23 protein-coding genes are annotated in these 22,879 nt (G+C 73.7%); 12 read left to right on the forward strand and 11 right to left on the reverse strand.

Features of this window, described 5'->3' with window-relative positions; genetic code table 11:
- Positions 1 to 65: 65 nt before the first annotated feature.
- The gene (locus tag ADL08_RS05445) at positions 66 to 731 is read right to left on the reverse strand and encodes an O-methyltransferase (RefSeq protein ID WP_078968011.1); all 666 of its coding nucleotides are present in this window, start codon (positions 729 to 731) and stop codon (positions 66 to 68) included.
- A 141-nt stretch (positions 732 to 872) separates the two neighbouring features.
- On the opposite strand from ADL08_RS05445, the gene sigE reads away from it, so the two are divergent.
- The 5 genes from sigE to ADL08_RS05470 all read left to right on the forward strand — a co-directional run bounded on the left by sigE (position 873) and on the right by ADL08_RS05470 (position 5,645).
- Positions 873 to 1,631 carry an RNA polymerase sigma factor SigE gene (sigE, locus tag ADL08_RS05450; protein ID WP_078968012.1) on the forward strand — a complete coding sequence of 253 codons (759 nt, stop codon included), beginning with the start codon at positions 873 to 875 and terminating at the stop codon, positions 1,629 to 1,631.
- Complete coding sequence (locus ADL08_RS05455; RefSeq protein ID WP_063885240.1) at positions 1,628 to 2,572, forward strand: anti-sigma factor family protein; 945 nt, start codon at positions 1,628 to 1,630, stop codon at positions 2,570 to 2,572. The genes sigE and ADL08_RS05455 overlap by 4 nt, the downstream gene beginning before the upstream one ends.
- Before the next feature lie 76 nt (positions 2,573 to 2,648).
- Positions 2,649 to 4,394 carry a S1C family serine protease gene (locus ADL08_RS05460; RefSeq protein WP_053640898.1) on the forward strand — a complete coding sequence of 582 codons (1,746 nt, stop codon included), beginning with the start codon at positions 2,649 to 2,651 and terminating at the stop codon, positions 4,392 to 4,394.
- Positions 4,395 to 4,485: 91 nt separating this feature from the next.
- Entirely contained in the window at positions 4,486 to 4,944 is a 459-nt protein-coding gene (locus tag ADL08_RS05465; protein WP_053640899.1) for a sec-independent translocase, read from the forward strand.
- 74 nt (positions 4,945 to 5,018) lie between these two features.
- Entirely contained in the window at positions 5,019 to 5,645 is a 627-nt protein-coding gene (locus tag ADL08_RS05470) for a hypothetical protein (protein WP_053640900.1), read from the forward strand.
- Positions 5,646 to 5,716: 71 nt separating this feature from the next.
- Here the strand turns inward: ADL08_RS05470 and ADL08_RS05475 are convergent, their stop codons facing one another.
- From ADL08_RS05475 to ADL08_RS05485, 3 genes are read right to left on the reverse strand one after another with little or no spacing between them, the layout of a single operon-like run.
- Positions 5,717 to 6,850: an Mrp/NBP35 family ATP-binding protein gene (locus ADL08_RS05475; protein WP_053640901.1), complete on the reverse strand. Its 1,134-nt coding sequence runs from the start codon at positions 6,848 to 6,850 to the stop codon at positions 5,717 to 5,719.
- Positions 6,851 to 6,893: 43 nt separating this feature from the next.
- Complete coding sequence (locus ADL08_RS05480) at positions 6,894 to 7,457, reverse strand: DUF1003 domain-containing protein (protein WP_053640902.1); 564 nt, start codon at positions 7,455 to 7,457, stop codon at positions 6,894 to 6,896.
- Positions 7,447 to 8,730, reverse strand: coding sequence for a magnesium transporter MgtE N-terminal domain-containing protein (locus ADL08_RS05485; protein ID WP_053640903.1), 1,284 nt, complete (start codon positions 8,728 to 8,730; stop codon positions 7,447 to 7,449). Before ADL08_RS05485 ends, ADL08_RS05480 begins: the two co-directional genes overlap by 11 nt.
- 285 nt (positions 8,731 to 9,015) lie before the next feature.
- Between ADL08_RS05485 and ADL08_RS05490 the strand changes: the two genes are divergently transcribed.
- Positions 9,016 to 9,771, forward strand: a complete 756-nt coding sequence (locus tag ADL08_RS05490; RefSeq protein WP_053640904.1) for a hypothetical protein — start codon at positions 9,016 to 9,018, stop codon at positions 9,769 to 9,771.
- A 28-nt stretch (positions 9,772 to 9,799) separates the two neighbouring features.
- On the opposite strand, the gene ADL08_RS05495 is transcribed toward ADL08_RS05490, so the two are convergent.
- Positions 9,800 to 10,309, reverse strand: a complete 510-nt coding sequence (locus ADL08_RS05495; protein WP_053640905.1) for a hypothetical protein — start codon at positions 10,307 to 10,309, stop codon at positions 9,800 to 9,802.
- A gap of 24 nt (positions 10,310 to 10,333) precedes the next feature.
- Entirely contained in the window at positions 10,334 to 11,461 is a 1,128-nt protein-coding gene (locus ADL08_RS05500) for a magnesium and cobalt transport protein CorA (RefSeq protein ID WP_053640906.1), read from the reverse strand.
- A 474-nt stretch (positions 11,462 to 11,935) separates the two neighbouring features.
- Between ADL08_RS05500 and ADL08_RS05505 the strand changes: the two genes are divergently transcribed.
- From ADL08_RS05505 to ADL08_RS05520, 4 genes are all read left to right on the forward strand, one after another.
- Positions 11,936 to 12,520 carry a suppressor of fused domain protein gene (locus ADL08_RS05505; protein ID WP_053640907.1) on the forward strand — a complete coding sequence of 195 codons (585 nt, stop codon included), beginning with the start codon at positions 11,936 to 11,938 and terminating at the stop codon, positions 12,518 to 12,520.
- Between the two features lie 200 nt (positions 12,521 to 12,720).
- Positions 12,721 to 13,359 (forward strand): DUF6758 family protein, encoded by a 639-nt coding sequence (locus ADL08_RS05510; RefSeq protein WP_053640908.1) that lies wholly within the window; start codon positions 12,721 to 12,723, stop codon positions 13,357 to 13,359.
- Positions 13,360 to 13,699: 340 nt separating this feature from the next.
- The gene (locus ADL08_RS05515) at positions 13,700 to 14,566 is read left to right on the forward strand and encodes a PHP domain-containing protein (RefSeq protein WP_053640909.1); all 867 of its coding nucleotides are present in this window, start codon (positions 13,700 to 13,702) and stop codon (positions 14,564 to 14,566) included.
- Between the two features lie 621 nt (positions 14,567 to 15,187).
- The gene (locus tag ADL08_RS05520; protein WP_053640910.1) at positions 15,188 to 15,793 is read left to right on the forward strand and encodes a MarC family protein; all 606 of its coding nucleotides are present in this window, start codon (positions 15,188 to 15,190) and stop codon (positions 15,791 to 15,793) included.
- Between the two features lie 98 nt (positions 15,794 to 15,891).
- On the opposite strand, the gene ADL08_RS36425 is transcribed toward ADL08_RS05520, so the two are convergent.
- Positions 15,892 to 16,044, reverse strand: a complete 153-nt coding sequence (locus ADL08_RS36425; protein ID WP_104860408.1) for a hypothetical protein — start codon at positions 16,042 to 16,044, stop codon at positions 15,892 to 15,894.
- Between the two features lie 176 nt (positions 16,045 to 16,220).
- On the opposite strand from ADL08_RS36425, the gene ADL08_RS05525 reads away from it, so the two are divergent.
- Positions 16,221 to 17,150 carry an NYN domain-containing protein gene (locus ADL08_RS05525; RefSeq protein WP_053640911.1) on the forward strand — a complete coding sequence of 310 codons (930 nt, stop codon included), beginning with the start codon at positions 16,221 to 16,223 and terminating at the stop codon, positions 17,148 to 17,150.
- On the opposite strand, the gene ADL08_RS05530 is transcribed toward ADL08_RS05525, so the two are convergent.
- Together ADL08_RS05530 and ADL08_RS05535 are read right to left on the reverse strand one after the other, a co-directional pair.
- The gene (locus tag ADL08_RS05530) at positions 17,134 to 18,021 is read right to left on the reverse strand and encodes an alpha/beta fold hydrolase (RefSeq protein WP_053640912.1); all 888 of its coding nucleotides are present in this window, start codon (positions 18,019 to 18,021) and stop codon (positions 17,134 to 17,136) included. The two genes, ADL08_RS05525 and ADL08_RS05530, sit on opposite strands and share 17 nt — an antisense overlap.
- Before the next feature lie 107 nt (positions 18,022 to 18,128).
- Positions 18,129 to 20,846, reverse strand: a complete 2,718-nt coding sequence (locus ADL08_RS05535) for a DEAD/DEAH box helicase (RefSeq protein WP_053640941.1) — start codon at positions 20,844 to 20,846, stop codon at positions 18,129 to 18,131.
- 486 nt (positions 20,847 to 21,332) lie between these two features.
- Between ADL08_RS05535 and ADL08_RS05540 the strand changes: the two genes are divergently transcribed.
- Positions 21,333 to 22,055, forward strand: coding sequence for a ferritin-like fold-containing protein (locus ADL08_RS05540; protein ID WP_053640942.1), 723 nt, complete (start codon positions 21,333 to 21,335; stop codon positions 22,053 to 22,055).
- 39 nt (positions 22,056 to 22,094) lie between these two features.
- Here ADL08_RS05540 and ADL08_RS05545 read toward each other — a convergent pair whose 3' ends face one another.
- Both ADL08_RS05545 and ADL08_RS05550 read right to left on the reverse strand, forming a co-directional pair.
- Complete coding sequence (locus ADL08_RS05545) at positions 22,095 to 22,364, reverse strand: hypothetical protein (RefSeq protein WP_053640913.1); 270 nt, start codon at positions 22,362 to 22,364, stop codon at positions 22,095 to 22,097.
- Between the two features lie 169 nt (positions 22,365 to 22,533).
- Positions 22,534 to 22,761 carry a DUF3107 domain-containing protein gene (locus ADL08_RS05550; protein ID WP_030207162.1) on the reverse strand — a complete coding sequence of 76 codons (228 nt, stop codon included), beginning with the start codon at positions 22,759 to 22,761 and terminating at the stop codon, positions 22,534 to 22,536.
- Between the last annotated feature and the right edge of the window lie 118 nt (positions 22,762 to 22,879).

Below are 22,879 nucleotides of genomic sequence, written 5' to 3' on the forward strand. Positions count from 1 at the left end.
CCGGTACGGTCCGCCGTGCCGGGGCAGCGGTGTCTCCGAAGGGCGTACGGCTCCGGGGGCGCCGGTCAGCCGCGGCGCACGGCGCACAGCAGGCCGTCGCCCACCGGCAGCAGCGAGGGCACCAGGTCCTGGCTCTCCCGCACCGTCCGCAGCAGCTCGCGGACCCGCTGGACCTCCGCCGGCTGCGCCGACGAGTCGATCGTGCGCCCGTCCGCGAAGACGCCCTCGAAGCAGACCAGACCCCCGGGCCGCAGCAGGCGCAACGATTCAGCGAGGTAGTCCAGGTACTCCAGGCGGTCGCCGTCGCAGAACACGAGGTCGTACCCGCCGTCCGCGAGCCGGGGCAGCACGTCCAGGGCGCGGCCGGGGATGAACCGGGCCCGGTTGCCCGCGAAGCCCGCCGCCCGGAAGGCCGTCCTGGCCAGCTGCTGCCGCTCCGGCTGGAGGTCCACCGTCGTCAGGACCCCGTCCGGCCGCATCCCGAGCAGCAGGTAGATGCCCGACACGCCCGTACCGGTGCCGATCTCCGCCACCGCCTTGGCGTCCGCCGTCGCGGCGAGCAGGCGCAGCGCCCCGCCGGTGCCCGGCGACACCGAGGGGAAGCCCGACTCCAGGGCCCGCTCGCGGGCCCAGCGCAGCGCTTCGTCCTCGGCGACAAAGGCGTCGGCGAACGCCCAGCTCGTCTGCCGGTTGGCGGTAATGGCCCTCTCCTGTCCCCGTAGTTGACGCAACGGTGACTGTATCCGCTGCCGGCGGGAACCCGCAGATGGGACCGGGCGTTCACCAGGGGAGGGACGCGACGGGGGCAGCCGGGCGAGCCGGTCCCAAATTCGCGTAAAGATTCTTATCCGGAACTAACGGGCGAGGTGGCTATGGTAGGGGCTCCACTGGACACCACCAGAGCCGACAGGGGAGGTGCGGCTGCGCTTGTGGATCGGGGAGGAGTGCTTCGGCGTCTTCTCGGGTCGGCGGGTGAGCCGAAATCCGTGACCGACACCGCTGACCGCTTCCGCACCGCCGACTCCGCACCCACCACCGCGACCTTCGCATCGGACGCGGAATCGCAGGCGTGGACCCCTCCCACGTGGGAGGAGATCGTCAGCACGCACAGTGGCCGGGTCTACCGGCTGGCCTACCGCCTCACGGGCAACCAGCACGACGCGGAGGACCTGACCCAGGAGGTCTTCGTCCGCGTCTTCCGCTCGCTGTCGACGTACACGCCGGGCACCTTCGAGGGCTGGCTCCACCGCATCACCACCAACCTCTTCCTCGACATGGTCCGCCGCAAGCAGCGCATCCGCTTCGACGCGCTCGCCGACGACGCCGCCGAGCGGCTGCCCAGCCGCGAGCCCTCGCCGCAGCAGGCCTTCAACGACACGCACTTCGACGCCGACGTGCAGCAGGCCCTCGACACCCTCGCGCCCGAGTTCCGCGCGGCCGTCGTCCTCTGCGACATCGAAGGACTGTCGTACGAGGAGATCGCCGCGACCCTCGGCGTGAAGCTCGGCACCGTCCGCAGCCGGATCCACCGCGGGCGCTCCCACCTCCGCAAGGCCCTCAAGCACCGCTCGCCCGAGGCCCGGGCGGAGCGTGCGCTCGCCTCCGTGGGATGGGAGGCGGGCACAGCGTGAGCGGCACACTCCCCACGTCACCGACCCCCGCGGAGCACCACCTCGGGGACCGGCTCGCCGCGCTCGTCGACGGCGAGCTGGGCCACGACGCCCGCGAGCGGGTCCTCGCCCACCTGGCGACCTGCGCCCGCTGCAAGGCCGAGGCCGACGCGCAGCGCACCCTGAAGAGCGTCTTCGCCTCCGCCGCGCCCCCGCCGCCCTCCGAGGGCTTCCTCGCACGGCTCCAGGGCCTTCCCGGAGGACCCGGCGGACCGTCGGGAGATCCCGGGGCCCCGGGGGATCCAGGGGGCCTCAGGCGTACGGGGGGTCCGAAAAGCCCCCTCGAAGAACTTCTGGGCGCCCGGGGGGTGAGGTCGGACGGCTTCGCCACGGCGGCGGTCGTCACCCCGCATCCGGGGCGTCCCGTCACCGGCTTCCGCATACACGAGGTCGGTGACCGCGCGCCGGGCTCCGGCGGTCGCGGCCGGCGCTTCGCCTTCGCGGCGGCCAGCGCCGTCTCGTTCGCGGCCATCGCCCTCGGCGGCACCCTGCCGCTGGACGCGTCGGTGAGCGCGGGCGGGCGCGGCGCCCAGGGCACGGGCAGCACGGTCACTCCGCTCCGTACGACCACCACCGGCGGCACCGGCACCGGCACGTCCCCCGGCCGCGGCACGCGCTCCGGCGAGCGCACGGGCGCGCAGGCCGTCGCCGCCGAGCCGCTCGTCGCGATCACCCCGGCGGCGGTCCCGCAGGGGCCCGTGGCGGCCGTGGTCCCGTTGATGTCCGGACGCTCTTTCACCCCGCCCCTGGTGGCCGTGGGCCTCTCGTACCCGCCTTCCCGATCCCTACTCCCCCTCTCGCCGTTCGTCCGGCAGACGGGCCCGGTCCTCCCGCCGGCCTCCGGTCCGGGACCCAGTCCGGCGCCGAGCCCGACGACGGCGCCGCTCGGCTCCCCCCGTTGACCCGCGACCTGGTTGAATCCAGGGACAGTGGCGTCCGTTCCAGGGGCGCGGACGGGTCAGCGGTTGCGGGGAGAGCATGAACAACGGGAAGCCGAACTGGTGGAGCCGTCCTTCGAGCACACCGGAGGCGGCGCGGATACCCTCGCCGTCTCCGTCCGGTGACGGCGAGGGCGACTTCCCCCTGCCCGCGCCACAGCCGTCGGCGGCGCCGCCCGCGCCCCCGGAGACCCCGGCACCGCCCGCCGCGCCCGCCGGGACCGACGTCCAGGCCCCCGAGCCCGCCGGGGCCGACCTTCCGGCCCCCGCGCCTGCCGCGCCCGGCTCCCCGGAGCCCTCGCCCTCCGTCGTCCTGACCAAGGGCGAACCCCCGGCGCAGGCACCGGTCCAGGCGCAGGACCCGGCGCCCGAGCCCACCCCCGCCCCCGTGCCCGCGCCGCCGGCGGACCCGGCTCCCGCGCCGCAGGCACAGGCGCAGGCGCAGCCCCTGCACGCGCCCGACGAGTACCGGACGCCGCCCTACGGCGAGCCCGGACCGTGGGCGCCCGCGCCGCCCGTGCAGCGGCTCCCGGGCCCCGTACCGCCCCAGCAGGGCCCCGTGCACCCCGTACCGCCGCAGCCGCAGCCGCAGGGCCCCGCGCCCTGGGGGCAGTACGACCCCTGGGGCGTCGGCGGTCCCGCGCTTCCGCCCGCGCCCGCGAAGAAGTCCCGCAAGGGGCTCGCCGTCGCGGGGGCGCTCGTCTTCGCGCTGCTCACCGGCGTCATCGGCGGCGGGATCGGCGCGTACGTCGAGCGCAACGGCGGACTCACCACCGTCGAGCTGCCCCAGGCCGGCGCCGAGGACACCGGCCGCGCCCCCGACAGCGTGGCCGGGATCGCCGCCAGCGCCCTGCCCGGCGTGGTCACCCTGCACGTCAAGGGCAGCGGCTCGTCCGGCACCGGCACCGGTTTCGTCCTGAACACCAAGGGCCACATCCTCACCAACAACCACGTCGTGGACGGGGCCCGGTCCTCCGCGGACATCTCGGTGACCTTCTCCAGCGGGGAGACCGCCCGCGCCAAGCTCGTCGGCAAGGACACCGGCTACGACCTGGCCGTCGTCCAGGTCACCGGCGTCTCCGGGCTCAAGCCCCTGCCGCTCGGCAACTCCGACAACGTGCGCGTCGGGGACCCCGTCGTCGCCATCGGCGCCCCCTTCGACCTCTCCAACACGGTCACCTCCGGCATCATCAGCGCCAAGGAGCGCCCGATCACCGCCGGCGGCGAGAAGGGCGACGGCAGCGACATCAGCTACGTCGACGCGCTCCAGACCGACGCCCCCATCAACCCCGGCAACTCCGGCGGGCCCCTCCTCGACTCCAAGGCCCGGGTCGTCGGCATCAACAGCGCGATCCGCGCGGCCGGCGGGTCCGGCGGCGACGGCGAGGGCGACGGCGCGAGCCAGCCCGGCTCCATCGGCCTCGGCTTCGCCATACCGATCAACCAGGGCAAGCGGGTCGCCGAGGAGCTCATCAGGACCGGCAGGGCGACCCACCCGGTCATCGGTGTGAGCCTCGACATGCAGTACAACGGCGACGGCGCCCGCGTCGGCGAGAAGGGCAAGGACGGCACCGCCTCCGTCACGCCCGGCGGCCCGGCCGCCAAGGCGGGGCTCCGGCCCGGCGACGTCATCACCAAGGTCGACGGCCAGCGCGTGCACAACGGCGAGGAGCTCATCGTGAAGATCCGCGCCCACCGCCCCGGCGACCGCTTGGAGCTCACCCTGGACCGCGACGGCAAAGAGCTGACAAAGACGCTGACGCTCGGCTCCTCGCAGGGCACCTGAGCGCCATGCTCCGGACACCACGAGGTACCCGCCGGGTGGTTTCGGCGGGTACCGTGGACCGGGCCCCGGACCGGCGTGAAGGAGCTACCAGGTGTTCAGCGACATAGGCGCACTCGAGCTGGTGACGCTCGTCGTCCTCGCCGTGCTCGTCTTCGGGCCGGACAAGCTCCCGAAGGTGATCCAGGACGTCTCCCGCTTCGTCCGGAAGATCCGCGAGTTCTCCGACAGCGCGAAGAGCGACATCCGCAGCGAGCTGGGACCGGAGTTCAAGGACTTCGAGTTCGAGGACCTCAACCCCAAGACGTTCCTGCGCAAGCAGATGGAGAACAACGAGGACCTCCGGGAGCTGCGCGGCACCTTCGACCTCAAGAAGGAGATCAACGAGGTCGCCGACGCGGTCCACGGCCGCGAGACCCTGCCCGCCGTCAACGGCTCCGCGGGCACCGGAGCACCGGTCGACGGCTCCCCGGCGGGCGGCCCGGACCTCCTCAAGAAGCAGGACAAGCCGGACACCGGCGAGCGCCCCCCGTACGACTCCGACGCGACCTGACGACGGGCTGTCACCGATCCGGCGCGCCCCGGTGGCTATCCTCGCTCTGTTGACGGAACGAGGAGGCGGCCGAGATGGAGACCACGAGCCGGGTGGAGGGCACGCCCGTGGCCCGGCGGATCGACGAGGGCTACCTGCGGGCGCCCTTCGCCTGGTACGGCCTCGACGAGGCGTTCACCGGGCCGCGCCGGCTGATGCAGGTCGGCACGGCGGCCGACGGCAGCGTGCAGCACGGATCGACCGGGCACGGTGACGTGCCGTCGATAAAGTCGGACGCGAGCGGCGCGGAGAAGGAGCGTTTCACCGTCGTCGTGACGGTCGCGGCGAGCCCCGTCCGGCGGACCGGCGACGGGACGGGCGTCCTCGACGCCACCACCGTCTCCTCCGCCGCCTGGCTGGCCGGCTCCGGACTGCTCGTCCACACCTGGCCGGCCACGCTCGACCACGTGACGCGCGACAACTGGCTGGACCAGCAGACCGAGACGGCCTTCGAGCTCGCCGACGACCTCGACGGGCCCGCCTGGACGACGCTCTCGCTGCCCGTGGACGGGGTGCCGGTGCCGTTCCACTACCGCGAGTCCGAGTTCGGCTGGGTCCTGGCCGGCTCGGCGGCGGGCGTGCACCTGGGGGCGTACGGGCGGGGGATGAGCGCGTACGGGCTCGGGTTCTCGCAGATCAAGGACCTCGACGCGTACGCGTAGGACGCGGAGGCGGGAAAGGTGAAGGGGCGCCCCCGCGCGGGGGCGCCCCTTCACCGTGCGTCGGGATCCGCTCAGAACTTGTTCCGCGGCGTGATGCCCAGGCTCATGCCCGACAGGCCGCGCTGGCGGCCGCCCAGCTTGCCCGCGATGGCGCGCAGCGCCGCGCCGGCGGGGGAGTCCGGGTCCGACAGGACGACCGGCCTGCCGTCGTCGCCGCCCTCGCGCAGCCGCACGTCGATCGGGATCGAGCCGAGGACCGGGACCGTCGCGCCCGTGGTCTGCGTCAGGCCGTCCGCGACCTTCTGGCCGCCGCCGGTGCCGAACACGTCCACCATCTCGTCGCAGTGCGGACACGGCAGGCCCGCCATGTTCTCGACGACGCCGACGATCTTCTGGTGCGTCTGGACGGCGATCGAGCCGGCCCGCTCGGCGACCTCGGCCGCCGCCTGCTGCGGGGTCGTGACGACCAGGATCTCCGCGTTCGGCACGAGCTGCGCGACCGAGATCGCGATGTCGCCGGTGCCCGGCGGCAGGTCGAGCAGGAGGACGTCCAGGTCGCCCCAGTACACGTCCGCGAGGAACTGCTGGAGCGCGCGGTGCAGCATCGGGCCGCGCCACACGACCGGCGCGTTGCCCGGGGTGAACATGCCGATCGAGATGACCTTCACGCCGTTCGCCGACGGCGGCATGATCATGTTCTCGACCTGGGTCGGACGCCCGTCCGCGCCCAGCATCCGGGGCACGCTGTGGCCGTAGATGTCGGCGTCGACGACACCGACCTTCAGCCCGTCGGCGGCCATCGCGGCCGCCAGGTTCACGGTCACGGAGGACTTGCCGACGCCGCCCTTGCCGGACGCCACCGCGTACACCCGGGTCAGCGAGCCGGGCTTCGCGAAGGGCACCTCGCGCTCGGCGCCGCCGCCGCGCAGCGCCGCAGCCAGCTCCTTGCGCTGCTCGTCGCCCATCACGTCCAGCGTCACGTCGACGCCGGTGACGCCCTCGACGCGGGACACGGCCTCGGTCACCCGCTGGGTGATGGTGTCGCGCATGGGGCAGCCGGCGACGGTCAGGTAGACCGTGACGGCGACCCTGCCGTCCGGCTCGATCTCCACCGACTTGACCATGCCGAGCTCAGTGATCGGCTTGTTGATCTCAGGGTCGTTCACCGTCGCCAGTGCCGCGAGCACCGCGTCTTCCGTAGCCATACCGACGATGGTACGGCGCGGAGCACCGGCCCATGAAAGGCTGTCAACGGTCGGGTACGTCACTTCCCCGGCCGCCGCCGGACGGGAATAGATCCCGGCGCTCCTCCATCTCCTTGAGGAGGTCCTGGAGCTCGGAGCGGATCCAGTCGCGCGTGGCGACCTCGCCCAGGCCCATGCGCAGCGCCGCGATCTCCCGCGTCAGGTACTCGGTGTCCGCGATCGACCGCTCGTTCTGCTTCCGGTCCTGTTCGAGGTTGACCCGGTCCCGGTCGTCCTGCCGGTTCTGGGCGAGCAGGATCAGCGGCGCCGCGTACGAGGCCTGGAGGGACAGCGCGAGCGTCAGGAAGATGAACGGGTACTCGTCGAACTTCAGCGCCCCCGGCGCGAAGATGTTCCACAGCACCCAGACGACGATCGTCAGCGTCATCCAGACCAGGAACCGCCCGGTCCCCAGGAAGCGGGCGATCCGCTCCGACATCCGCCCGAAGGCCTCGGGGTCGTACTCCGGCAGCAGTCGGGCCCGCCGCTCGCGCGGCAGGTCGAGCCGGATCCGGGGCACGGCCCGTTCCCGCTCCCGCTCCCGGTCCTGCGTGCGTTCAGCGGCCATGCCCCGCCCCCTCCTCGTGGAACTCGGTCTCGCGCCAGTCGTCCGGCAGCAGGTGGTCGAGCACGTCGTCGACGGTGACCGCGCCGAGCAGGGAGCCGCTCTCGTCCACGACGGGCGCGGCGACCATGTTGTACGCGGCGAGGTAGCTGGTGACGGCCGGCAGCGGCGTGTCCGGGCCGAGCGGCGGCAGGTCGCTGTCCACGATCGAGCTGACGAGCGTGAACGGCGGGTCCCGGAGCAGCCGCTGGAAGTGCACCGTGCCCAGGTACTTCCCGGTCGGCGTCTCGTCCGGCGGCCGGCACACGTACACCTGCGCGGCGAGCGCCGGGGACAGGTCCTGCTGGCGGACCCGGGCCAGCGCGTCCGCGACGGTCGCGTCCGGCCGCAGCACGATCGGCTCCGTCGTCATCAGACCGCCCGCCGTGCGCTCCTCGTACGCCAGGAGGCGCCGCACGTCCGCCGCGTCGTCCGGCTGCATCAGGGTCAGCAGCCGCTCCTGGTCCTCCTCGGGCAGCTCGGACAGCAGGTCGGCCGCGTCGTCCGGGTCCATCGCCTCCAGGACGTCGGCCGCGCGCTCCTCCTTCAGCTTGCCGAGGATCTCGATCTGGTCGTCCTCGGGGAGCTCTTCGAGGACGTCCGCGAGCCGGTCGTCGTCGAGGGCCGCGGCCACCTCGGCGCGCCGCTTGGGGGAGAGGTGGTGCAGCGCGTTGGCCAGGTCGGCCGGGCGCAGCTTCTCGAAGGTGGCGAGCAGGCTCTCGGCGCCCTGGCCGTGCTCCTCCAGGGAGAAGCCGGTGACGGCCGACCACTCGACGGTCAGCGTCTCGCCCTTGCGGCGCAGCGCCCCGCCCTTGCCCTTGCGGACGAAGACCTTGTCGATCTCCCAGTCGCGGCGGGCGGGCAGCTGCTGGATGGCGACGTCGAGGACGGTGACCTCCTCGCCCTCCCGCCCGTCGGACCCCACGAGCCGGACCCGTCGGTCGAGGAGCTCGCCGAGGACGAGCCGCTCGGTGGGCCGCTGCTCGAAGCGGCGCATGTTGACCACGCCGGTGGTGATGACCTGCCCGGACTCGACGCCGGTGATCCGGGTCATCGGCACGAAGACCCGGCGGCGGCTCAGCACCTCCACGACCATGCCGAGCAGGCGCGGCGGGCGGCGGCCGACCCGGAGCATGGCCACCAGGTCGCTGACCCGGCCGACCTGGTCGCCGACGGGGTCGAAGACGGGGACCCCCGCCAGGTGGGAGACGAAGATCCGGGGGGCGCCTGCCGCCATGCCACGCGCCTCCTGGGTGTCGCACGATTCGAGTCCTCGCGGCGCCCGGCCGGTGATCGCGGAGCGCTACCGGTTCAGGCTAGCCCGTGCCGTTGCGGCCCGCCCCGGCAGTGCCTCCGTACGGCTGCCTGCGGGGGCCGCCGGCCGGCCCGGGTACGCTGCGGTCTGCTGTTACCCCGGTACCGGAGCCGGAACCCCCGGTACCGCCCGCGGTACCGGACCCCGCCCTTCCGCCCGGCCGGGTCCCGGCGCCCGTACGCCCGCACGACACGAGAGGCAGCGCAGATGACCGTCCGCATCCCGTCATCGCGTATCCGCGGGGCCGCCGTGCCCCTGGCGCTCTGCGCCGGACTGACGGCGGGGCTCACGGCCTGCGCCGCCGACCCGGACGAGGGGACCAACGGGGTCGGGAGGCTCGCCGCCCCCGACATCGAGCGCGAGGCGCGGACGGTGGCGGACGGGGCGAAGGCGGTGCGCCTGGCCGGCACCCTGGTCAGCAAGGGCGGCACCTTCAAGCTGAACATGCGCCTCAAGCAGGGCGGCGCCAGCGGCTCGGTGACGACGAGGAACAGCACCTTCGAGCTGACGCGGGTCGGCGACACGCTCTACCTGAAGGCCGACGCCGGCTTCTGGTCCCACGACAAGGGCGACGACAAGCCGACGGACGCGGACACCGAGGCCGCCGAGAAGCTCGACGGCAAGTACGTGAAGGTGCCGCAGGACGACCCCTCGTACAAGCAGCTGCGCGGCTTCACCGACATGAAGCCGCTGCTCGACGGCCTCATCGGACTGCACGGCGAGAAGGTCAAGGGCGACCGCACGCGGGTCGGCGGGGTGCGCACGATCAAGGTCAAGGGCGGTGCGGACGGCGAGGGCGGCGTCCTCGACGTGTCCCTGGACGGCTCCCCGTACCCCGTGCAGTTCGCGCGGGGCGGCGGCGGGGGCGTGGTGATGCTCTCCGACTGGAACAAGGACTTCCCGCTCGCCGCGCCGACGAAGGACGAGACCGTGGACTACGGCAAGCAGCTGCCCCGCACCTGAGGGGCCCGTTCGGCGGGGCGCACGGGCCTCAGCGGCGCCTGCGGCGCTTCAGGAGCAGGCGCGGGAGCGCGGCCGGCGCGGGACGGCGGGTCGTGGCCGCCGTGGGCAGCGGTACGGCCGCCAGGGAGCCGTCCGGCAGCTCCGCGGCGACCTCCCGCGGGTCGAGCCGCACCACCCGGCACTCGCGCGCCCAGCGGGCGGGCATCGCCTCGCCGTCGGGCGCGTTGAGCCGCTTGCCCTTGAGCTCCGCGACGGCCGCGTCCCACTCCTCCGTACCGGCGGCGAGCTCGCGCACGGCGGCCGTCCAGGCGACGATCCGGCCGCCCTTGTCCTTGCTGCGGACGGTCACCTCGGCCGTGCCGCCGTCCACCAGGCCCGGCAGCGGCTGCTCCCCGGGACCGTCGCCGACGACGAACGCGGCGCCGTCGTGCCAGACGTGCCAGAGCGCGCGGGCGGGCCCGGTGCCGCGCACCCACACCAGGCCGGACTTCTTGGTGGCCTCCTCGACGAGGGCGGGCCCGAGCGGCTGATCGGTCATGGCCGCAGCCTATCCAAGCCGCTCCTACAGCCAGCCGTTGCGCTTGAGGGTGCGGTGGATGGTGAGGCAGACCACGACGATGCCGGTGAGCACCATCGGGTAGCCGTACTTCCAGTGCAGCTCCGGCATGTGGTCGAAGTTCATGCCGTACACGCCGCAGACCGCCGTGGGGACGGCGACGATCGCCGCCCACGAGGTGATCTTGCGCATGTCCTCGTTCTGCGCGACGGTCGCCTGCGCCAGGTTGGCCTGGAGGATCGAGTTGAGCAGCTCGTCGAAGCCGACGACCTGCTCCTGGACGCGGGCGAGGTGGTCCGCGACGTCCCGGAAGTACTTCTGGATGTCCGGGTCCACGAGCCGCATCGGCCGCTCGCTGAGCAGCTGCATCGGCCGCAGCAGCGGCGAGACGGCCCGCTTGAACTCCAGGACCTCGCGCTTGAGCTGGTAGATCCGGCCGGTGTCCGTGCCGCGCGTGGAGCCCTTCGCGGCGGGCGAGAAGACGTCGATCTCCAGCTGGTCGATGTCGAGTTCGACGGAGTCGGCGACCGCGATGTAGCCGTCGACGACGTGGTCCGCGATGGCGTGCAGGACGGCCGAGGGGCCCTTGGAGAGCAGCTCGGGCTCCCCCTGGAGGCGGTGGCGCAGGTTGCGCAGGGAGCCCTGGCCGCCGTGCCGGACGGTGATGACGAAGTCGGGGCCGGTGAAGCACATGACCTCGCCGGTCTCGACGACCTCGCTGGTCGCGGTGAGTTCGGTGTGCTCGACGTAGTGGATCGTCTTGAAGACGGTGAAGAGGGTGTCGTCGTACCGCTCCAGCTTGGGCCGCTGGTGGGCGTGGACGGCGTCCTCGACGGCGAGCGGGTGCAGCCCGAACTCGGCGGCGATACCGGCGAATTCGGCCTCGGTCGGCTCGTGCAGGCCGATCCAGGCGAAGCCGCCCTTCTCCCGTACGCGCCGCATCGCGCCGCGCGGGGTGAGGCACTCGTCGTCCTCGACCCGGCGCCCGTCGCGGTAGACGGCGCAGTCGACGACGGCGGTGGACGCCGAGTGGTCGCGGGTGGGGTCGTACGCGGTGTACGTGGTGGGGGTCTTGCGCAGGGGGTGCCGCAGGCTCGGACGGACGGCGGCGCGCAGGTCACGGATCATCGACATGGGCATGCTCCTTCACGGAGAGGCCGTCGGCGACCGTGGCACAGCCCGGAATGGGGACGTGGAGCTACGTCGTCCACAAAGCGGGCGGCACCGGGGGATCGCGGTGACGGCGTTCGCTACAGACATTCGCTACGGACAGGCAGGAGAAGAAGTGCTCTTCCGTCGTGCGAGATGCCGGAGAACGGGTCGCGCGGTCCGTGCGGATCAGGGAAAAGCACGGATCCGGGGTCGCGTACCCGGAATCACCGGGAGAAAAAGCGCACCGGGCTCGGGTGCGGGGCGGAAGAGCCGCTGGTACTGCCCGATCGACTTCGGTCCATCGCAGCCCCACCTCCTCCGGCCGGTCCCTCGTGAGGGATGACGTGTGACGAGCGGTCGGGGGATCCAGCACTCCCGGCCAGCGCCCAAGACTATCAGCCGACAGATGGTCAATCCCTTATTTTGCCCGTTCCATACGCGCTTTATGCTCAACCCATGGGAGAAGTTCTTGCTCTGGTCGAGGCCCGGTTGCGTACGGCCCTCGGGGAACCGGACGCGCGCGCCGCGGTGACGTTTCTCGGCACGGACCGGATCGAGGTGCTCCGCTTCGTCGACGGGGATCGCGTGCGGTACGCGACCCTCGGGATGTCCGCGCGGCCGATGGCCGATCCGACCGCCGCGCTCGCCGACCCGGTGAAGGGCCCGCGCGCGGAACTCGTCCTCACCGTGCGGGCCGGTCTCGCCGACACCGACAAGGTGCTGCGCCCGCTCGCCGTGCTCGCCGCCACCCCGCAGGTCGAGGGCGTGATCGTGGCCCCCGGCGCCTCGCTCGACGTGGGCGACCCGCTCTGGCCGGGCGCCCCCTTCAGCTCGGTCCTGGTGGCGGAGTCCGGCGGCCTGGTGGAGGACCTCGACCTGGACGAGCCGATGGATCCGGTGCGGTTCCTGCCGCTGCTGCCGATGACCTCGAACGAGGCGGCGTGGAAGCGGGTGCACGGGGCGCAGGCCCTGGAGGAGCGCTGGCTGGCCCGGGGGACGGACCTGCGCGATCCCCTGCGCAGGTCCGTGGAGCTGGACTGAGCCCCCGCTCCGGCCGCGGGCGCCCCTGCCGGCCTTCCGGGCGGGCGCGGAATCCGGTGCGGGCCGGTCTTCGGGACGCGACGCCCGCATGTGCCCGAGTCCGGGCACACGTCCCCCAAGGATGAACGACTCATGCCGGACGGGTGATCGTTCGGGGTCGTCCTTGACGCGGGACGGAAGGGGTAGGACCGTTGGGCCCTATGAGGGGCGAACCCAGTTGCCCGAAGTGCGGTGGCCGGGTCAGAGCGCCCGGTCTCTTCGCCGACTCCTGGCAGTGTGACGCGCACGGCTCGGTGCACCCGCTCCAGCCCGTCGTCCCGCCCAGCGTCGAAGCCCTCGGCGTGGTGGTGCACCGCTCCCGGGTGCCCGTGTGGATGCCGTGGCCCCTGCCCGTCGGCTGGCTCTTCACCGGAGTCGCGTACGCGGGCGACGACCGCAGCGGCGGACGCGCGACCGCCGTCGCCTGCTCGGGCCCCGGCCCGCTCGGCGGGATCGGCGAGCTGCTCCTGGTCGCCGAGGAGCTCGGCGTCGGCCTCGGCGCCCGCTACGCCGGCATCGACGGGCTCGATCCCGGCTCCGGCATGGCCATCGAGAAACCGCCCCAGACGAAGGTGCTCGCCGCCGGGCGCCCCACCCCGCTCTGGCACGTCAGCGGCGCCCCGCACGACCGCGCGGTCTTCGCGGGCGAGGCGCGCGGCCTGTGGCTGTGGGCGATCGTCTGGCCCGAGCAGTCCGGCCTCCTGATGTACGACGAACTGGTCCTGACGGACCTGCGGGACGCCGGCGCCGAGGTCGAACTGCTGCCGTGCGGGGCGCTCACGCCGAGGCTGCTGGGCTAGGGGGCGTCCGGAAGGTCCCGCACGGCGCCCACGGCGCCCGGCACGCACTCCCGCCCCACCGGGCGAAAGCCCGGGTACGTCCCGTACGAGCGCTTCCGCCCGGCGTGCCGACCGCACGCACCGGACACCGCGGACACCGCGGACACCGCACAGGACTTTCCGGACACCCCCTAGGGCCCGTCCGGCGGGTCAGGGCCGAGGACGGGGCCGGAGCCGCTCCCGGGGTCCGGGGGCGCAGGCCGCCCGGGGGAGGGGTGTTCCTTCCGTACGGGCGTGTTCGATTCGCCCGTTATGCTGGAGCGTCCCTCAGTCCGTCCCGAGCCCCCTGGAGTACCGCGTCGTGCGCATCGACCTGCACACCCACTCCACGGCCTCCGACGGCACGGACTCCCCGGCCGAACTCGTCCGGAACGCGGCCGCCGCCGGGCTCGACGTCGTCGCCCTCACGGACCACGACACCACCCGCGGCCACGCCGAGGCGATCGCCGCGCTGCCCGAGGGGCTGACCCTCGTCACCGGGGCCGAGCTGTCCTGCCGGGTCGACGGGATCGGCCTGCACATGCTCGCGTACCTCTTCGACCCGGAGGAGCCCGCGCTCCTCGCCGAGCGCGAACTCGTCCGCGACGACCGCGTGCCCCGCGCCCGCGCCATGGTCGGCAGGCTCCGCGACCTCGGCGTCCCCGTCACCTGGGAGCAGGTCGCCCGGATCGCCGGCGACGGCTCCGTGGGCCGCCCGCACGTCGCCGAGGCGCTCGTCGAGCTCGGGGTCGTACCGGACGTGTCCGGCGCCTTCACGCCCGAGTGGCTCGCCGACGGCGGCCGGGCGTACGTCGGCAAGCACGAGCTGGACCCCGTCGAGGCGATCCGCCTCGTCAAGGCGGCCGGCGGCGTCACCGTCTTCGCGCACCCCCTCGCCGTCAAGCGCGGCCAGGTCCTCCCGGAGGCCTCGATCGCCCGGCTCGCCGAGGCCGGTCTCGACGGCATCGAGGTCGACCACATGGACCACGACGAGGCGACGCGGGCGCGGCTGCGCGGCCTCGCGAAGGAGCTCGGTCTGCTGGCCACGGGCTCCAGCGACTACCACGGCAGCCGCAAGACCTGCCGCCTCGGCGAGTACACCACCGACCCCGAGATCTACGGCGAGATCACCCGCCGCGCGGCGGGGGCCTTCCCGGTCCCCGGCGCGGGGGGACCCGCCACCGCCTAGGCCTCCGGCCGGGCGGCCTTCCGGGCGGCCTTCCGGGCGTACGCTCCCGGGCTCCGGTCCTTTCGGGACCGGTTCCGCCGGGACCGCTTCCCGGTGGCCCGCCGACGGGCTGCCGGGCGACGGGCCGGTCGGGCATCGAGCCGACGGGCCCGGCGACCGACGGACCGACTCGCGACCGACCGGCTGACCGACCGACCGACCACCGGACCGACCGGCCGGCCGGCTGACCGGTCGGCCCACCGGCTGACAGGCGGGCAGGCGGGCAGACGGACCGGCCGACAAACGGCGACCGGACCGACCGGGCCACCGACCGACTGACCGCCCCACCGGCTGACAGGCCCATCGGCCGTCAAGGCCGCCGGTCGGATCACCGGTCGGCAGTCGGCCCGGTCTGGCCCGGTCCGTTCGGGCCCGGCCCGATCCGGTCCGCTCCGTTCGGGCCCGGTCCGTTCCGGCCCGATCCGGTCCGGTCCGTCCGCCCGCCGCCCCCGGAGCCCTCCCCTTCCTGGTCCGCCCCCGCGCCCCGCGCGGGTACGGCACTCCCCGTCCCAGCGCCGGAATCATGGATTCCGCGCCGGGGCGACACCCCACCGTTCCACCTCTCCCGCAAGGCACCCCACCGTGTTCGACGTCGCCGTCTTCGGCTCGCTGTTCCTGACCCTCTTCGTGATCATGGATCCCCCCGGGATCACCCCGATCTTCCTCGCCCTCACCTCCGGCCGCGCGGCCAAGGTGCAGCGCCGGATGGCCTGGCAGGCCGTCGCCGTCGCCTTCGGCGTCATCACCGTCTTCGGCATCCTGGGCCAGCAGATCCTGGCGTACCTGCACGTCTCCGTCCCCGCGCTGATGATCGCGGGCGGACTGCTCCTGCTGCTCATCGCGCTCGACCTGCTCACCGGCAAGACCGACGAGCCCAAGCAGACCAAGGACGTCAACGTCGCCCTGGTCCCGCTCGGCATGCCGCTGCTCGCCGGGCCCGGCGCGATCGTCTCGGTCATCCTCGCCGTGCAGCACGCCGACGGCGCGGCCGCCCAGATCTCCGTCTGGGCCGCCATCGCCGCCATGCACGTCGTCCTCTGGCTGACCATGCGGTACTCGCTCGTGATCATCCGGATCATCAAGGACGGCGGCGTGGTCCTGGTGACCCGGCTCGCCGGCATGATGCTCTCCGCCATCGCGGTGCAGCAGATCATCAACGGCGTCACCCAGGTCATCCGGGGTTCCTGACCTCCCCGGGGCGGCCCCGGACACCACTGCGCCCCCGTACGGATTCCGCTCTTGCGAAGTCCGTGCGGGGGCGCGGTGCGTGGTGTGGACCCTGCCTGTTACGAGGCCGAGGTCTCGGCGGGGCGGATCCAGATGCGCTGGCCGATCGAGGCGGCCTGCTGCACGATCCGGTTGACGGAGGCGGCGTCCACGACCGTCCGGTCGACGGGCGTGCCGTCGACGTCGTCGAGTCGCAGGATTTCGAAGCGCACGGGCTTCTCCCTTCGTCTGAGTTGATCCTCCTGGTGGAGAACTGCGTTACATGCCTGTACAACGACATGCACCCTGCAAACATTCCTTACGCTAAGGAAAATTTTCGGTTGGCTAAATACTGACGAGTAAGGGGGGTGTGGCGGCCGGGCCGACGTCGGCGGACAATGAGCCGCGTATGAACGACGCAGACACCCCACAGGTGACCGAGACCGACACCCGCCTCCGCGCACTCGACGCACGCCTGGAGCGCACCAACGACCTCCTCCGGCGCATGCTGGCCGAGGTCGCCAAGACCCCTTCCACCCACGCCATCTTCGTCGACGCGGGTTACGTCCATGCTGCGGCCGGGTTGCTGGTCGTCGGCACCGAGGACCGGCGCTCCTTCGACCTCGACGCGGAAGGGCTCATCGAGGCCTTCATCGACAAGGCCCGCACGATCTTCGCGGACAGCAGGCTGCTCCGCGTCTACTGGTACGACGGCGCCCGCCGCCGCATCCACACCCCCGAGCAGCAGGCCATCGCCGAGCTCCCCGACGTCAAGATCCGCCTCGGCAACCTCAACGCCAACAACCAGCAGAAGGGCGTCGACTCCCTCATCCGCACGGACCTGGAGTCCCTCGCCCGCCACCGCGCCATCAGCGACGCCGCCCTCGTCGGCGGCGACGAGGACCTGGTCTCGGCCGTCGAGGCCGCCCAGGGCTACGGCGCCCGCGTCCACCTCTGGGGCATCGAGGCCGCCGAGGGCCGCAACCAGGCCGAGGCCCTCCTCTGGGAGGTCGACAGCCAGCGCACCTTCGACCTGGACTTCTGCCGCCCGTACGTCACCCGCCGCCCCGTCACCACGTACGAGAACGAGGGCGAGCCGCCGCCCTCCCGCGAGGAGGTGCGCTTCGTCGGCGCCCAGATCGCGGCGACCTGGCTCGCCGAGCGCGGCCGGGACCGGCTCGCCGAGCTCCTGCCGGGCGCGCCCTACCTGCCCGGATCGGTCGACCAGGACCTGCTCGTCGAGGCGGAGCGCCTGCTCAGCCGCTCCCTGCGCGGCCACGCCTCGCTCCGGCGCTCCCTGCGGGACGGCTTCTGGCAGCACCTCAAGGCGCAGTACTGACCTCCGGGGGCGCGACCACGCGCTCCCAGAAGCCGAGGAGACGGGCCGTCAGCTCCTCTGGGTGCGACACGTTGGGGGAGTGGCCCGCGCCCGCCAGCACCGTGTGGTGCGCGCCGGTCCGGGCCGCCGCCGCGGCGAGGTCCACCGTCGACCAGACCATCTCGTCCGTCCCGTACGCGAAGTGCAGCGGCGTCCGCAGCGCGAGCAGCTCCTCCGTACCGTCCCGGCGGTCGAGCAGCAGCCGCCCGGCGCCCCTCAGCTGGGCGATCCGGGTGCGCGTCCAGCGCCGCAGCAGGAAGTCCGCGAGCCCCGGCACGTCGGACGTGTCCGGCTCCTCGCCCCGGCTGTCCAGCCAGCACATCGCCCGCCACACCCGGTCCTTCGACAGCAGCGCGAGCCCGGCCCGCAGCGCCCGCACCCGGACCCGCTGCGGCCGGGAGACCCGGCCGACGCCCGAGGAGAGCAGGGTGAGGGAGCGGAAGGCGTCCGGCGCGACCGCCACCGCCGCCCGGGCCACCAGACCGCCGAACGAGTGCCCCACCAGGTGCACGGGACCGTCCCCGAGCGCCGCGGCCTGCGCCACCGCGTCCAGCGCGAGCGCCCGGCGGCGGTAGGCGGCCCGGCCCCGGGGACCCGGGCTGTCGTGCTGCCCGCGCCCGTCCACGGCCACGGCCCGGTACCCGGCCTCGGTCAGCGGCCCGAGGAGGGCCAGGAAGTCCTCCTTGCTGCCGGTGTACCCGGGCAGCAGCAGCACCGTCCCCCGCCGCTCCCCGCCGGGCTCCGCGTCGAGCACGGCGAACGGCCCGCGCACGGTGTCGAGACGGCGGACGCGGGTGCGCGGCGGCAGTGCCAGGGACCTGGGCTTGCTCATACCCGGACTGTAATCCCCGGGGCACGGGACGGCGCGGCCCGGGGACACGGCGACGGCCCGGCCCCCGGGAAGGGGGACCGGGCCGTCGCGGTGGTACGGGGCGGGACTCAGCTCTCGGCCGGGGCCGCCGCCGCCTTCTTGGTGGTGCGGCGGCGCGGGGCCTTGGGGGCCTCGACCGCGATCTCCACGGTGACCTCGGCGGCCGGCTCGGCGACGGCCTTCTTCGCCGTGCGACGGCGTGCCGGAGCCTTCGCCTTCTCCGTCTTCTCCGCCGTCTCCGGCTCGGAGGCGGCGGGTGCCTCGGCGGCGACCGTCTTCTTGGCCGCGCGGCGGCGGGGAGCCTTCGGGGCCTCCTCGGCGGCCGGCGCCTCGGCCGCCGGAGCGGTCTCGGCGGCGACCTCGGCGACGGCCTTCTTCGCCGTGCGCCGACGCGGGGCGGCCTTCTTGGGGGCCTCCTCGACGACCGGAGCGGCGGCCTGCTCGGCGGCGGGGGCCTCGGCCGCCGGAGCGGTCTCGGCGGTCACCGGGGAGGCAGTGGCCTTGCGGACGGCACGGCGGCGGCGCGGGGCGGGCTCGGGAGCCTCCTCGACCACCGGCGCCGGCGCCACGGCCGGTACGACGATGATCGTGGCGGCCTCGGCGGACGCCGGGGAACCGGCGGCCCTCGTGGCGGCGCGACGGCGGCGCGGAGCCGGCGTCTCCTCGACGACCGGAGCCGCGACCGGCTCGGCCACCGGCTCGGCGGCCGGGGTCTCGGCGGTCACCGGCGAACCGGCGGGCCTCCGGGCCGTACGGCGGCGGCGCGGGGCCGGAACCTCGGCCGGGGCCTCGGCGACGGGCTCCGCCACCGGGGCGACGGCCTTCTCGGGGGCCGCGACGGCCTCGGGGGCCTCGGCGACCGGCTCCGCGACGGCCTTGACGGCGGTGCGGCGGCGCGGGGCCCTCTTCGGCTCCTCGGCCCTCGGGGCCTCGACGGCGATTGGAGCCTCGGCCTTCGGCGCCTCGACGGCCGTCTGCGCCCGCAGGGCGGCCGCGGCGGTCTCGGGCGTCTGGAAGAAGACGGTCTCCTCGACCGGACGCACCACCCGGGCACGACGGCGGCGCACGGCCGGAGTCTGCTCCTGGACGGCGGGAGCGGCGGGGGTGCGGACCGCCGGAGCGGCCTGGACGGCCTCCGGACGGGCGGCGCGGTTACGGCGACGGGGGGCCTTCGGCTCCTCGGCCTTCCGCTCCACGACCTTCGGCGCCTCGGTCCTCGGCGTCTCGACGGCCCGGGGGGCCTCGGCGACGGGGGCCGGAGCGGCCTCCACCGCGGCGGCCGGAGCGGCCACGGCGGCGGTCAGGACGGCCGGGGCCGTCTGCGCGGCCGGCGCGGAGCCCTGGACGCCGACCCGGGTGCGACGGCGACGGCGCGGGGTGCGCGGACCGGACTCGGTCCGGGCCTCGTCGTCCGCCGTCCCGGCGGCCGGAGCGGTCTGCTCGTTCTGCTGGGTCTGCTCCGACGTCGCCGGGGCGTCGCCGGGCTCGCCGCCGCGGGTGCGCCGGCGCTGGCGCGGGGTCCGGGTGCGCTCGGGGCGCTCCTCGGTCCGCTCCGGCCGCTCCGCCGCCTTCGGGCCTCGGCCACGGCGCCCGCCGGGCTCGCCCAGGTCCTCCAGCTCCTCCGCGCCCAGACCCGCGCGGGTCCGCTCGGCGCGGGGCAGGATGCCCTTGGTGCCCGCCGGGATGTCCAGCTCCTCGTACAGGTGCGGGGAGCTGGAGTACGTCTCGACCGGCTCGTGGAAGTCCAGGCCGAGCGCCTTGTTGATCAGCTGCCAGCGCGGGATGTCGTCCCAGTCGACCAGGGTCACCGCCGTGCCCTTGGCGCCCGCGCGGCCGGTGCGGCCCACGCGGTGGAGGAACGTCTTCTCGTCCTCCGGCGACTGGTAGTTGACGACGTGGGTGACGCCCTCGACGTCGATGCCGCGCGCGGCGACGTCGGTGCAGACGAGCACGTCGACCTTGCCGTTGCGGAAGGCGCGCAGCGCCTGCTCGCGGGCGCCCTGGCCCAGGTCGCCGTGGACGGCGCCGGAGGCGAAGCCGCGGCGCTCCAGCTGCTCGGCGATGTCGGCCGCCGTGCGCTTCGTACGGCAGAAGATCATCGCGAGCCCGCGGCCGTTGGCCTGCAGGATGCGGGAGAGCATCTCCGGCTTGTCCATCGAGTGCGCGCGGTAGACGTGCTGCTTGATGTTGGCGACGGTCACGCCCTCGCCGTCGGACGAGGTGGCGCGGATGTGCGTCGGCTGCGACATGTAGCGGCGGGCCAGGCCGATGACCGCGCCCGGCATGGTGGCCGAGAACAGCATGGTCTGGCGCTTCGCCGGAAGCATGTTCATGATCTTCTCGACGTCGGGCAGGAAGCCCAGGTCGAGCATCTCGTCGGCCTCGTCCAGGACGAGGACCTTGACGTGGGAGAGGTCGAGCTTGCGCTGGCCGGCCAGGTCGAGCAGGCGGCCGGGGGTGCCGACGACCACGTCGACGCCCTTCTGCAGCGCCTCGACCTGCGGCTCGTACGCCCGGCCGCCGTAAATGGCGAGCACGCGGACGTTGCGCACCTTGCCGGCGGTCAGCAGGTCGTTGGTGACCTGCTGGCACAGCTCGCGGGTGGGCACGACGACGAGCGCCTGCGGGGCGTCGGTCAGCTGCTCGGGCTTGGCCCGGCCCGCCTCGACGTCCATGGGGACCGTCACGCGCTCCAGGATCGGCAGGCCGAAGCCGAGGGTCTTGCCCGTGCCGGTCTTGGCCTGGCCGATGACGTCGGTGCCGGTGAGGGCGACCGGGAGGGTCATCTCCTGGATGGGGAAGGGGTTCACGATGCCGACGGCCTCAAGGGCCTCGGCCGTCTCGGGAAGGATTCCGAGCTCTCGGAAAGTCGTAGTCAGGGTGCTGCCTCTTCTGTGAGACGCGGCGCGAGGCGAACGAAGGGGGTCGTACCGTGCCGGATCGCTGTCGGCGCGATCGGGAAGACCGCTGCCGGGTGGCACGGGACCACTGCCGTCGCTCGAGCGTCGTACCGCTGAGGGTGACCCCTCCGCGGGTCCGCCGGAAGGGCTGTCGGGCCGGAGCCGATCGGGCCACCGACCGGGCATCCTCATTCATGAGTCGGCCCACCGGATACGTCCGAACGTGCGAAAGCATGTCCGCATACTCAGCAGGCGCCTTACCACTGTACCCCGGAATCGCGCAGGTGTGTCGGGAGAAAACGTGATGAGGGCACGGTCACACTGACTGACCAGGACCTTACCGGGTCGCGCGGGCGGGCTATTGTGCGCTCCATGGAGACGCCTGACAACGCCACACCCACCGGGATCGCCGCCAAGGACTGGGCGACGGCTTCCGCCGAGCCGCAGTACCGCGCCGCCGTGATCGACCTCCTCGGCGCCCTCGCCTACGGAGAGCTGGCGGCCTTCGAGCGGCTCGCCGAGGACGCCAAGCTGGCGCCGACCTTCGCGGACAAGGCGGAGCTGGCGAAGATGGCCTCGGCCGAGTTCCACCACTTCGAGCAGCTCCGGGGCCGTCTGGCGGCCGTCGACGCGGAGCCGACGGCGGCCATGGAGCCCTTCGCGAAGGCGCTCGACGACTTCCACCGCCAGACCGCGCCGTCGGACTGGCTGGAGGGCCTGGTCAAGGCGTACGTGGGCGACTCGATCGCCAGCGACTTCTACCGGGAGGTCGCGGCCCGGCTCGACTCCGACACCCGCGCCCTGGTGCTCTCCGTGCTCGACGACACCGGCCACGGCAACTTCGCCGTGGAGAAGGTCCGCGCCGCGATCGACGCCGACCCGCGCGTCGGCGGCCGGCTCGCGCTCTGGGCGCGCCGTCTGATGGGCGAGGCGCTCTCCCAGGCCCAGCGCGTGGTCGCCGAGCGGGACGCGCTCTCCACCATGCTGGTCGGCGGCGTCGCGGACGGCTTCGACCTCGCGGAGGTCGGCCGGATGTTCTCCCGGATCACCGAGGCGCACACCAAGCGCATGGCCGCGCTGGGACTCGCCGCCTAGGACCTGTCCGGCGGATCGGGGTCGAGGGGGCCGCGGCGGTCAGACGGTGGCTGATCGGCGCAGCCGGCGCGAGGCCGGGCGGACCAGGAGCGAGAGCAGGACCGCCGCCACCGCCACCGCGCCCACCAGGATGGCGAGGGAGTGGCCGGGGCCGAGCGCCCCGTGGGTGACGAACGCGCCGAACACCCCGCCGAGCGCACCGGCGCCGAGGACGAGCCCCCGGCCGGGCAGACGGTCGGGCAGCCGGTGCAGGGCGGCCCAGGCCAGGACGAGACCGAGCAGGGCGGAGCCGAGGGCTTCCAGGTACATCGGGGGATCACCTCGCGAGGGGTGCGGGGCGGGTGGTGCGGTCGAGGTCCTACCTACCCGTGGCGCTCGGCGCGCAATCCTCCCGTACCGCCCGACGTGGACATACGGGCACGCGAAGGGCCCGGTGGACCGAAGCCGGTCCACCGGGCCCTTCCTTCGGATCCTGGGCTCAGATCGCGCCGAAACCCACGCGGCGGACGGCGGGCTCGCCGAGCTCCACGTACGCGATCCTGTCGGCCGGGACGAGGACCTTGCGGCCCTTCTCGTCCGTGAGGCTGAGCAGCTGCGCCTTGCCGGCCAGCGCGTCGGCAACCGCGCGCTCGACCTCCTCGGCGGACTGCCCGCTCTCCAGAACGATCTCCCGGGGCGCGTGCTGCACGCCGATCTTGACCTCCACGGCTATGTCCCTCCGAACGGTCAGCGTTGCGCGATTCATCCGCGCCGTACGCTGCACACATTAGCCCGGTGAGGCGACGAGCACGGCGCGGTCGCCACACGCCAGGAGCGAACACGCT

The sequence above is a fragment of the Streptomyces sp. NRRL F-6492 genome (assembly GCF_001280125.1).
In the GTDB taxonomy this organism is placed as follows: Bacteria; Actinomycetota; Actinomycetes; order Streptomycetales; family Streptomycetaceae; genus Streptomyces.